General features: G+C 72.0%; 11 protein-coding genes. All 11 read right to left on the bottom strand.

Annotated elements, in window-relative coordinates:
* Positions 1-143: 143 nt before the first annotated feature.
* A complete protein-coding gene (nusB, locus tag E3O41_RS06480; protein ID WP_067023162.1) occupies positions 144-554 on the bottom strand; it encodes a transcription antitermination factor NusB in 411 nt (136 codons plus the stop codon).
* 1 nt (position 555) lies between these two features.
* Positions 556-1,119, bottom strand: a complete 564-nt coding sequence (efp, locus tag E3O41_RS06475; RefSeq protein WP_067023159.1) for an elongation factor P — start codon at positions 1,117-1,119, stop codon at positions 556-558.
* 99 nt (positions 1,120-1,218) lie between these two features.
* Positions 1,219-2,337, bottom strand: coding sequence for a 3-dehydroquinate synthase (gene aroB / locus E3O41_RS06470; RefSeq protein ID WP_067023156.1), 1,119 nt, complete (start codon positions 2,335-2,337; stop codon positions 1,219-1,221).
* Complete coding sequence (locus E3O41_RS06465) at positions 2,330-2,893, bottom strand: shikimate kinase (RefSeq protein ID WP_067023152.1); 564 nt, start codon at positions 2,891-2,893, stop codon at positions 2,330-2,332. The genes aroB and E3O41_RS06465 overlap by 8 nt, the downstream gene beginning before the upstream one ends.
* Entirely contained in the window at positions 2,880-4,097 is a 1,218-nt protein-coding gene (aroC, locus tag E3O41_RS06460) for a chorismate synthase (RefSeq protein ID WP_067023149.1), read from the bottom strand. The genes E3O41_RS06465 and aroC overlap by 14 nt, the downstream gene beginning before the upstream one ends.
* 5 nt (positions 4,098-4,102) lie before the next feature.
* Entirely contained in the window at positions 4,103-4,927 is an 825-nt protein-coding gene (locus E3O41_RS06455) for a shikimate dehydrogenase (RefSeq protein WP_067023146.1), read from the bottom strand.
* Positions 4,921-6,498, bottom strand: a complete 1,578-nt coding sequence (gene mltG, locus E3O41_RS06450) for an endolytic transglycosylase MltG (RefSeq protein WP_067023143.1) — start codon at positions 6,496-6,498, stop codon at positions 4,921-4,923. Before mltG ends, E3O41_RS06455 begins: the two co-directional genes overlap by 7 nt.
* 7 nt (positions 6,499-6,505) lie before the next feature.
* Positions 6,506-6,973: a Holliday junction resolvase RuvX gene (gene ruvX / locus E3O41_RS06445; protein ID WP_067023140.1), complete on the bottom strand. Its 468-nt coding sequence runs from the start codon at positions 6,971-6,973 to the stop codon at positions 6,506-6,508.
* Positions 6,974-6,975: 2 nt separating this feature from the next.
* Positions 6,976-9,636 carry an alanine--tRNA ligase gene (gene alaS / locus E3O41_RS06440; protein WP_067023137.1) on the bottom strand — a complete coding sequence of 887 codons (2,661 nt, stop codon included), beginning with the start codon at positions 9,634-9,636 and terminating at the stop codon, positions 6,976-6,978.
* A gap of 85 nt (positions 9,637-9,721) precedes the next feature.
* Positions 9,722-9,910 carry a hypothetical protein gene (locus E3O41_RS06435; protein ID WP_067023134.1) on the bottom strand — a complete coding sequence of 63 codons (189 nt, stop codon included), beginning with the start codon at positions 9,908-9,910 and terminating at the stop codon, positions 9,722-9,724.
* A gap of 103 nt (positions 9,911-10,013) precedes the next feature.
* Positions 10,014-10,643 carry a 30S ribosomal protein S4 gene (gene rpsD / locus E3O41_RS06430; protein WP_067023131.1) on the bottom strand — a complete coding sequence of 210 codons (630 nt, stop codon included), beginning with the start codon at positions 10,641-10,643 and terminating at the stop codon, positions 10,014-10,016.
* Positions 10,644-10,817 lie beyond the last annotated feature (174 nt).

Below are 10,817 nucleotides of genomic sequence, written 5' to 3'. Positions count from 1 at the left end.
AGCGGCGAAGCCGCGGAGCGGAGACGGGTCGAGCGCAGCGGCGCAGCCGCGGAGTCGAGACAACGGCTTCAGGCCCCGACGACCCCGGCCCGTCACGGCTCGTCGACGGAAGGCGCGGAGTCGAGACCTGGGGCCGGAGCCGCTCAGGCGGAGGCGGCGATGCGGGCGAGAACGCCGTGCACGAACGCCGGCGAGTCGTCGGTGGAGAACTCCTTGGCGAGCTCCACGGCCTCGTCGATCGCGACCGCCGTCGGCACCTCGTCGTTGTGCAGGATCTCCCACGTGGCGATCCGCAGCACCGCGCGGTCGACGGCCGGCATGCGCTCGAGCTTCCAGTCGCGGCTGTGGGTGGTGATCTGCTCGTCGATCTCGTCCTGGTGATCGATGACGCCGTCGACGATCTCGCGGGCGTACAGCCACGACGCCTGGCGGGCGGGCTCGCTCACCGCGCGCTTGGCCTCCGCGGCGAGGGCCACGGCGATCGCGTCGCCGCGGACGTCCGCGGAGAAGAGGATGTCGAGGGCGCGCTTGCGCGCCTTGGTGCGTGCCGACAACTCAGTCGTTCACGCGGCCGAGGTAGTCACCCGTGCGGGTGTCGACCTTGACCTTGGTGCCGGCGTCGACGAACAGGGGCACCTGGATCTCGGCGCCGGTCTCGACGGTGGCGGGCTTGGTGCCGGCGTTCGAGCGGTCGCCCTGCAGGCCCGGCTCGGTGTAGGTGACCTCGAGCACCACGGACGGCGGCATCTCGATGTACAGCGGCGTGCCGTCGTGCAGCGCGACGGTGACGTTCATGTTCTCGAGCAGGAACTTCGCGGCGTCGCCGACGACGGTCGACGAGACGTTGATCTGGTCGTAGTCCTTGACGTCCATGAAGACGAACGACTCGCCGTCGTTGTAGAGGTACTGGTAGTCGCTGCGGTCCACGTTCTGGATGTCGACCTTGGCACCCGCGTTGAACGTCTTGTCGACGACCTTGCCGCTGACGACGTTCTTGAGCTTGGTGCGCACGAACGCACCGCCCTTGCCCGGCTTCACGTGCTGGAACTCGATGACGCTCCAGAGCTGCCCGTCGATCGAGAGCACGACGCCGTTCTTGATGTCTGCGGTGGATGCCATGGAGGTGAGTTTCCGTTTCGTGAGATGTGAAGCTGCGGGGGTGCGAACGACCCGACGGACGATTCTATCGGGTCGCGGGTTCGCGGTTGCTGAGGGCCCTCAGAGCCGCACCGAGGTGGTCTTGCGGATGCCCGGCTGCTGCTCCTCGCCGATCTCCTGGTAGGCGGCGAACAGCAGCGACTCGTCGGGGGCCTGCAGCACCGTGGGCTTGGCGATGTCGTCGAGCACGATGAAGCGCAGCATGTCGCCGCGGGTCTTCTTGTCGCGCTTCATCGTGGCCAGCAGCTGCGGCCACGCGCCCGCGCGGTACGTGGTCGGCAGGCCCAGCGCCGTGAGGATCGCGCGGTGCCGATCGACGGCCTCGTCGGACAGGCGCCCGGCCAGGCGCGAGAGCTCGGCGGCGAACATCATGCCGATCGAGATCGCGGCGCCGTGGCGCCACTGGTAGCGCTCGGCGTGCTCGATCGCGTGCCCCAGCGTGTGCCCGTAGTTGAGGATCTCGCGCAGGCCGGCCTCGCGGAAGTCCTCGCCCACGACGTCGGCCTTCATCTGGATCGCCAGCTCGATGCAGCGGCGGAACTCGGGCGAGGCGACGTCGGTGGCCCGCTCCGGGTCGGCCTCGACGATCTCGAGGATCTCGGGGTAGCGGATGAAGCCGGCCTTGACGACCTCCGCGAAGCCGGCGAGGGCCTCGTTGCGCGGCAGGGTCGCCAGCAGGTCGAGGTCGCACAGCACCGCGGCGGGCGCCCAGAACGCTCCGACGAGGTTCTTGCCCTCGGCGGTGTTGATGCCGGTCTTGCCGCCCACCGCGGCATCGACCATGCCGAGCACGGTGGTCGGCACCTGCACGACCGCGATGCCGCGCAGCCACGTGGCCGCGACGAATCCCGCGACGTCGGTGACGGCGCCGCCGCCGAAGCCGACGATCGCGTCGGAGCGGGTGAAGTCGGCCTGACCGAGGATCTGCCAGCAGAACGCCGCCACCTCGATCCGCTTGCCGCTTTCGGCATCGGGGATCTCGGCGAGGAGCACCTCGCGCTCCCCCATCAGCCGCTCCCGGAGCTCCTCGGCCTCGCGCTGCAGCGTCGGCGGGTGGATCACGAGGACCTTGCGGGCCGCGGCCGGCAGCGTCTCGCCCAGGCGCGCGAGGACGCCGTGGCCCACGGTGATGTCGTAGCCGGCGTCGCCCGACACCGTGATGGTCGTGATGTCAGTCATCCTGATCCTCCTGAGTCTGCGGCGCGATCGCCTCGGCGCGCGCCCAGGCGACGATGCGGTCGACGACGCCCTGCATGGGGCCCGAGGACGTGTCGAACACGACGCTCGAGACCGATTCGTACACCGGCATGCGCTCGTCGCGGATCCGCGTCCACTCCGCGACCGGATCGCGGTCGTCGCGGTTGAGCAGGGGGCGCTTCTGCCCCCGGATGCGGGCCGCGATCACGTGCTCGGCCACCGTCAGCAGCACCACGGGGGTGCCGCGCAGCGCCGCGCGGGTGTCGGGGTGCATCGGCGCGCCGCCGCCGAGCGCGATGATGCCGCCCTCGCCGATCACCCGACGCACCGTGTCGTGCTCGATGGCGCGGAAGGCCGGCTCGCCCAGGCGCTCGAAGATCTCCGGGATCGGCCCGTGCTCCTTGACGATCTCGCTGTCGGTGTCGCGGAACGGCAGCCCGAGCGCGCGGGCGACGCGGCGGCCGATGCTCGTCTTGCCGGCCCCCATGGGCCCGATGAGCACGAGGGCGGGGCGCCCCGACGGCTCAGACGAGGTCATCGCCGAACGTGTCCACGTCGTTCGTCCGCAGGTTCGCGGGGATCGACGCGAGGTACGACTCGAGGTTGCGGCGCGTCTCTGCCACGGAGTCGCCGCCGAACTTCTCGAGCACGACGTCGGCCAGCACGAGGGCGACCATGGCCTCCGCGACGACGCCGGCGGCCGGCACGGCGCACACGTCGGAGCGCTGGTGGTGCGCCGAGGCGTCCTCGCCGGACGCGACGTCGATCGTGCGCAGCGCCTTGGGGACGGTCGCGATCGGCTTCATCCCGGCGCGCACGCGCAGCGGCGTGCCGGTGGACATGCCGCCCTCGGTGCCGCCCGCGCGGCCGCTGGCGCGCGCGATGCCGTCGTCGGTGAGGAACAGCTCGTCGTGGGCGCGCGATCCGCGGCGCGTGGTGGTGAGGAAGCCGTCGCCGACCTCCACGCCCTTGATCGCCTGAATGCTCATGAGGGCCTGGGCGAGTTTGCCGTCGAGGCGGCGGTCCCAGTGCACGTGCGAGCCCAGTCCCGGCGGCAGCCCGTAGGCGAGCACCTCGACGATCCCGCCCAGCGTGTCGCCGGCCTTGCGCGCGTCGTCCACCTCGGCCACCATCGCCTCGCTCGTGGCGGGGTCGAAGCAGCGCAGCGGATCGGCGTCGAGGGCGTCCACGTCGTCGGGCGTGGGCAGCGGGGCGCCGTCGGGCACCCGCACGGGGCCGATCGAGAGGGTGTGGCTGACGAGGCGGATGCCCAGCTCGGCCAGGAACGCGCGGGCGACGGCGCCGAGCGCGACGCGCGCGGCCGTCTCGCGGGCACTGGCCCGCTCGAGTACGGGGCGCGCCTCGTCGAAGCCGTACTTCTGCATGCCGACGAGGTCGGCGTGGCCGGGGCGCGGGCGCGTGAGCGGCGCGCCGCGACCGCGCGAGCGCTCGGTGAGCTCGGTGGGGGCCGCGTTCATGACCTCGGTCCACTTGGGCCACTCGGTGTTGCCGATGCGCAACGCGATGGGGCTGCCGAGCGTGCGTCCGTGCACCACGCCGGTCGAGATGGTCAGCTCGTCCTGCTCGAACTTCTGGCGCGATCCGCGCCCATACCCGAGCGTGCGGCGCTTCAGATCCGCCTGGATCTGCTCGGCGAGGAGGGGCACCCCGGCGGGCAGGCCCTCCATGACGGCGATGAGTTCGGGGCCGTGCGATTCGCCGGCCGTGAGCACGCGGAGCATGCTGCCTAGTCTCCCATGGCCGCGCGCATCGCCCGGACGACGGCCTCCTCGTCCGGCAGCGGGCGGTCGACGTCGCCCGTGGTGAACACGCGCACCTGCAGCACGGCCTGGTGCAGCAGCATGCCGAGACCGGCGACCGCCGGGGCCTCCCAGCGCTCGGCGAGCGAGGACGGCCACGGGCTGTACGCCACGTCGAACAGCGGCCCACCGGTGCCGGCGATCCGATCGAGCTGGGCGGGCGGCAGCGCCGTGCCGCCGGGGAGGGTGGCGATCGTGAGCTCCGCCGCGCCGCCGGCATCGTCGAACGACGCCGCGGCGACGCGCACGCCGATCCGCTCCCCCAGCGCCACCAGGCCCGCAGCGCGCTCGGGGCGCCGCGCGATCACCGTGACGCGCTCGGCGCCCAGCTCCCCGAGCGCCACGAGCGCCGAGGCCGCCGTGGAGCCGGCACCGAGGATCCGCACGTCGCGCGCCGCCTCCAGTCGCGCCTCGCGCAACGCCAGGATGATGCCGCCCACGTCGGTGTTCCATCCGCGCGGGCCGCCGTCGGCCGACCGCAGCAGCGTGTTGACCGCGCCCGTGAGCTCGGCGCGGCGATCACGCCACGCGGCGGCCGCGAACGCGCGCTCCTTGCCGGGCATCGTGACCGCGAGCCCGCGCACCGCCGGATCGAGCGCCGCGAGCTCGGCATCGAACGCGTCGGCGCTCACGCGGCGCCGCTCGAAGCCCCAGTCGAGCCCGAGCGCGCGGTAGGCCGCCCGGTGCAGCTGCGGCGACCGGCTGTGCGCGATCGGGTCGCCCCAGACCTCCAGCCGCGTGCCGCTCAGCATCCGTAGTCGGGGTTCGCGGCGCACCACTCGCGCAGCTCGGCCACGCCCTGCTCGTGCTCGGCGAGCGTCTCGCTGAACTTCGACTCGCCGGGATCGAGGTTGACGGCCGTGAAGTACAGCCACGGGCCGTCGGCGGGGTGCATCGCCGCGTCGATCGCGAGATCGCCGGGGTTGGCGATGGGGCCGATCGGCAGGCCGGGGTGCACGTACGTGTTCCACGGGTTGTCGTCGGTGAGCGCCTCCTCGGAGCTCCACACCTCGCCCTCGTGCATCTCGCCCACGCCGTACTGCGCGGTCGAGTCCATCTGCAGCAGCCCGGAGGTCTCGGGGTTGGCGGGGTCCAGGCGGTTCTGAATCACGCGCGAGACCTTGTAGAAGTCGTCCTCGAAACGGCCCTCGCGCTGGATGATCGAGGCGATCGTCAGGATCCGGTGGCGGTCCCCCTCGGGGACGCCCGCGCTGTCGAGGGACTCGATCGTGCGGTTCACGAGGGTGCGGATGACGTCCTGCGCCGACGTGTCCGGCTCGAACGTGTAGGTCGCCGGGAACAGCCACCCCTCGAGAGAGTCGGCCTGCACGCCGTACACCGACGGGTCGGCGACGGCCGCCTCGAACTCCTCGAGCGGCAGGCCGATGCCCTCGGCGAGGATCGGCAGGCTCTGCTCGACCGTGAGCCCCTCGCGCAGCTGCGCCGTGTTCTCGAGCTTGTTGGCCGGGTCCTCCAGCGCGGCCAGGGCCGCCTCGGACGTCATCTTCTGCTGCAGCCGGTAGGTGCCGGGGTAGAACGTGGGCGCCTGGGCGTTCTCGACGAGGTAGTCGTAGAACGAGTCCGGCTCGAGCGTCACGCCCGCCTCGTACAGCTTGGGCGAGATGGACGATCCGGTGTCGCCCTCCTCGATCGTCAGGAGCGCCTCGCCGGTAGCCTCGCCCGGTTCGTAGTCGGACGGGCCATCGAGGCCGAGCTGCTCCATGATCCGCTCGCCGTAGGTGTTCCAGGCCCACACACCGCCGGCCACCACGCCGCCCACGAGGGCCAGCACGATGACGAAGGCGATGAGGCAGCCGGATCCGCGGCGCTTCTTCGGCGGCGTCGCGGAGGAGCCGAAGAGGTCGTCGAGCGAGCCGCTGGCCTCGCCGCGCCCGGGGGCGTCGCCCGCGGCGGCGTCGGCGAGGGTCGAGCGCGTGGCCGGCTCCGGGGCGTCGCCCCCGCGCTCGGCGTCGTCGGCCGACGCGTCGCGCAGCCAGCTCAGCGCACCGGCCTGGTCGGGGGTCGCGGCGATCGGCGCCGTGGCCTGGGGCTCCGCCGAAGTCGCCGGCTCCGGGGCGGTGGCCTCCGGCTCGGGCTCGGGCGCCGGCGTGGGCGCGGCGGACTCGGCCGCGGCCGGCTCGGGCGCGGCCGGTGCCGGCTCCGAGGCGGGCTCGGGCGCGGCGGTCGGCTCGCTCGCCGCGACCGGCGTGGCCTCCTCGCCCGGGGCCTGAGGCGCCGGCGCCTCCCCGCGGGCTCGGGCGGCGCGCAGGGCGCGGCGGGACAGCGGGGTCTGAGCGGCGTCCGGGTCGGGCGTCTCGGGCATGCGGGCTCTACTCCTGATCGAGCGGTACGAGCTCACCGGCGGGGCTACCGGTGCGCTTCTCGCTGTCGACGGCATGCTGCAAGAGCACCACGGCGGCGACCTGATCCACCATGCTACGAGAACCCTTCTGGCTCCGCCCGGACTGGCGCAGGGCCGCGTGCGCCGTCACGGTGCTCAGGCGCTCGTCGACCAGCCGCACGGGCGCCCCGGCGCGGGCCGCGAGCTCTGCGGCGAACGCGCGCGCATCGGCCGTGGACGGCGTGTCCTCGCCGCGCAGGTTGAGCGGTAGCCCCACGACGTACTCGAGCGGCTCGTACTCCGCCGCGATCGCGAGGATCCGCGCGATCGACTCGTCCGAGCGGGGCACTGTCTCGACGGGGACGGCGAGCATACCGTCAGGGTCGCACCGCGCCACGCCGACGCGGGCGCGCCCCACGTCGATCCCGAGGCGCACGCCGCGGCGGAACTCCGCCACGCTCAGAGCGCCTCCACCGCGGTGCGGACGGCGTCGAGCGCGGCCGGGATCGCCGAGGCGTCCTGACCGCCGCCCTGCGCGAGGTCGTCCTTGCCGCCCCCTCCGCCGCCGAGCACGGTCGAGGCCGTGCGCACGAGGGCGCCCGCCTTCGCACCGGCCCCGCGCGCCGCCTCGTTGGTGGCGATGACCACGACCGGGCGGCCGTTCGCCTCGCCCGCGAGGGCCACGACGGCGGGCTCGCTGCCGAGCCGCTCGCGCACCTGCATGACGAGGCTGCGCACGTCATCGGCCGAGCCGACCGAGCCGACGCCCGCGGCCACGAGCGTGACCCGACCGGCGCGGGCGGCCGTCGCGACGAGCTCGGGCACCCGCTGCTGCAGCACCTGCGCCTCGAACTGGGCGATGCGCTTCTCGGCGGCCTTGAGGTTGGCCGTGAGCTCGGCGATCCGCGCGGCCAGCTGGTCCTTCGGCGTCTTCAGCGCCCCGGTGAGCTCGGCCACGAGCGCGCGCTCGCGGGTGAGCTCGCGGAACGCGTCCTGGCCGACGAGCGCCTCGACGCGGCGGTTCGACGCGCCGACCGACGACTCGCCGATCAGCGAGATGATGCCGATCTCGGAGCTCGTGGACACGTGCGTGCCACCGCAGAGCTCGCGCGACCACGGGCCGCCGATGTCGACCATGCGCACGGTCTCGCCGTACTTCTCCCCGAACAGCGCCATCGCGCCGGCGGCCTTCGCCTCGTCGAGCGAGAGCACCTGCGTGGTGACCTCGAGGTTGTCGCGGACCGCGTTGTTGGCGATCTCCTCGATCTCGCTCTTGGTGGCGTCCGAGAGCGCCTGGCCCCACGAGAAATCGAAGCGCAGGTAGCCGGCGCGGTTGAGCGAGCCCGCCTGCGTCGCGCCCTTGCCGAGCGTGTCGCGCAGCGCGGCGTGCACGAGGTGCGTCGCCGAGTGCGCCTGCTGGGCGGCGCGGCGGTTGACGGCGTCGACGACGGTGGTGGCCGCCACGCCCACGCCGACCTCGCCACGGGTCACCTCGACGGTGTGGCTGATGAGGCCGGGCACCGGGCGCTGCACGTCGAGCACCTCGAGCTCGTAGCCGGGGCCGACGATCGTGCCCTTGTCGGCGACCTGACCACCCGACTCCGCGTAGAGCGCGGTCTCGGCGAGGATCACCTCGGCGATCTCGCCCTGCACGGCCTTCTGCACGGGGGCGCCGTTCACGATGACGCCGAGCACGCTCGACTCGGTCTCGAGATCGCTGTAGCCGGTGAAGAGCGTCTCGCCCTTCGCGCGGAACTCGCGGTAGACGCCCACGTCGGCGATCGCGCGCTTTCGCGCCTTGGCGTCCTCCTTGGCGCGCTGCTTCTGCTCGCGCATGAGGCCGTCGAACGCCTCGCGGTCCACGCCGAGGCCGGCCTCCTCGGCGATCTCCATGGTGAGGTCGATCGGGAAGCCGTAGGTGTCGTGCAGCAGGAACGCCTGGTCGCCCGCCAGCGTTGTCTTGCGGGCGTCCTTCGCCTTGCTCACGGCAGTGTCGAGGATCGTCGAGCCGCTCGAGAGCGTGCGCAGGAAGGTCTCCTCCTCGGCGATCGCGTACGCCGAGATGCGGTCCCAGTCGGTCTCGAGCTCGGGGTAGCCGGCCTTCATCGCGTCGCGCGACGTGGCGAACAGCTCGGGGAACGTGGCCTCCTCGACGCCGAGCAGGCGCATCGACCGGACGGTGCGGCGCATGAGGCGGCGCAGGATGTAGCCGCGGCCCTCGTTCGACGGCGTCACGCCGTCGCTGAGCAGCATGAGGGACGAGCGCACGTGGTCGGCGATCACGCGGAAGCGCACGTCGTCGCCGGCGTCGGCGCCGTACTTCTTGCCGCTGATCTCGCTGGCGCGGTCGAGCACGGGACGCACCTGGTCGGTCTCGTACATGTTCTCGACGCCCTGCTTGATGAACGCGACGCGCTCGAGGCCCATGCCGGTGTCGATGTTCTTCTTGGGCAGGTCGCCGACCACGTCGAACTCGGTCTTCGAGCGCACGTTGTCGATCGCGTACTGCATGAACACGAGATTCCAGATCTCGAGGAACCGGTTGTCGTCGGCGGCGGGGCCGCCGTCCCGGCCGTAGCGGGGGCCGCGGTCGACGTAGATCTCCGAGCAAGGGCCGGCCGGGCCGGGCTGGCCGGTGGTCCAGTAGTTGTCCTCGCGACCGAGGCGCTGGATGCGGCTCTTGGGCAGGCCCGCGACCTTCTGCCACAGGTGCTCGGCTTCGTCGTCGTCCTCGTAGACGGTGACCCAGAGATCCTTCTCGTCGAAGCCGAGGCCACCGTCGGCCTCGCTCGTGGTCAGCAGCTCCCACGCGTAGCCGATCGCGCCTTCCTTGAAGTAGTCGCCGAACGACCAGTTGCCCATCATCTGGAAGAACGTGCCGTGGCGGGCGGTCTTGCCGACCTCCTCGATGTCGTTCGTCCGGATGCACTTCTGAAGATCGGCGGCCGACGGATACGGCGCGGGCACCACTCCCGTGAGGTACGGGATGAACGGCACCATGCCCGCGATCGTGAACATGATCGACGGGTCATCGCTCACGAGCGATGCGGACGGGACGATGGTGTGGCCGTTCTTCTCGAAGTAGTCGAGGTAGCGCTTCGCGATGTCCGCGGTCTTCATGTGGGGGTGCTTCGTCCTTGCTGGTGCGTGCGGAGGCGTACGGGTCCCGCCGCCGGAGCACGGCGGCCGGGGGTGCGGGAGGGGGTTACTCGGCCTTGTCGGTGCCGAGCCGTGCCTCTTCCTCGCGGTACGCGTCGGCGAGGCGGTCGGTGAACTCGGAGATACGCGCGTCGATCTCGCCGAGCAGCTCGTGCCCGCGCGGGTCCTTGTTCATGAGGTGGGCGGCGACGAAGCCGCCGATGATGCCGAGCAGGAACCACAGCACGTTCTTCATGTCACCCATCCTCCTGGTTGTGTCATCCATCGTATAGACACGAAGGGCGCCGGATCTCTCCGGCGCCCTTCGATGCAGACGCTGAATCAGCGAGCCGCGCCTCTTAGCGAGCCGCGTAGTACTCGACGACGAGCTGCACGTCACAGGTGACGGGCACCTCGGCGCGCTTGGGGCGACGCACGAGCTTGGCCTGCAGCTTGTCGAGCTCCACCTCGAGGTAGCCCGGAACCGGGGGCAGGACCTCGGCGTGGCCACCGGCGGCGGCGACCTGGAAGGGCTCGGTGCCCTCCGAGCGCTCCTTGACGTGGATCGTCTGGCCGGGCTTCACGCGGAACGACGGGCGGTCGACGATCTTGCCGTCGACCATGATGTGACGGTGCACCACGAACTGGCGGGCCTGCGCGGTCGTGCGGGCGAAGCCCGAGCGCAGCACGAGGGCGTCGAGACGCATCTCGAGCAGCTCGACGAGGTTCTCACCCGTCAGGCCGTCGGTGCGACGGGCCTCGTTGAACGCGATGCGCAGCTGCTTCTCGCGGATGCCGTACTGCTCGCGCAGACGCTGCTTCTCACGCAGACGGACGGCGTAGTCGCTGTCGGCCTTGCGCTTGGTGCGGCCGTGCGGGCCGGGGCCGTAGGGACGCTTCTCGAGGTAGCGAGCGGCCTTCGGCGTGAGCGCGATGCCGAGCGCGCGCGACAGGCGGACCTTGCGGCGGTCCTGGGACTTGGTGGTCATGACTCCCTTTCACGTGGCCGCGACTCTCGCGGACCGACGGGCGTACAGCCCTCTTCTCCCGCAATGGCGGCGTACGCCGAACTGCCGCCGAGGACTTGCGAAGAGGGTTGTGCTCGGATTTCGAGCCGATCCAGTCTACCAGGTCCGGACCGCGGTCCGCTTCGGGTCTCGCGC

It is taken from the genome of Microbacterium sediminis (assembly GCF_004564075.1).
Lineage (GTDB): Bacteria > Actinomycetota > Actinomycetes > Actinomycetales > Microbacteriaceae > Microbacterium > Microbacterium sediminis.
This window is presented reverse-complemented; position numbering and strand designations above follow the sequence as displayed.

Coding starts and splice junctions, on each gene's coding strand:
- efp (WP_067023159.1), bottom strand. CDS start 1,119: ATGGCATCCACCGCAGACATCAAGAACGGCGTCGTGCTCTCGATCGAC.
- aroB (WP_067023156.1), bottom strand. CDS start 2,337: ATGACTGACATCACGACCATCACGGTGTCGGGCGACGCCGGCTACGAC.
- E3O41_RS06465 (WP_067023152.1), bottom strand. CDS start 2,893: ATGACCTCGTCTGAGCCGTCGGGGCGCCCCGCCCTCGTGCTCATCGGG.
- aroC (WP_067023149.1), bottom strand. CDS start 4,097: ATGCTCCGCGTGCTCACGGCCGGCGAATCGCACGGCCCCGAACTCATC.
- E3O41_RS06455 (WP_067023146.1), bottom strand. CDS start 4,927: ATGCTGAGCGGCACGCGGCTGGAGGTCTGGGGCGACCCGATCGCGCAC.
- mltG (WP_067023143.1), bottom strand. CDS start 6,498: ATGCCCGAGACGCCCGACCCGGACGCCGCTCAGACCCCGCTGTCCCGC.
- alaS (WP_067023137.1), bottom strand. CDS start 9,636: ATGAAGACCGCGGACATCGCGAAGCGCTACCTCGACTACTTCGAGAAG.
- E3O41_RS06435 (WP_067023134.1), bottom strand. CDS start 9,910: ATGAAGAACGTGCTGTGGTTCCTGCTCGGCATCATCGGCGGCTTCGTC.
- rpsD (WP_067023131.1), bottom strand. CDS start 10,643: ATGACCACCAAGTCCCAGGACCGCCGCAAGGTCCGCCTGTCGCGCGCG.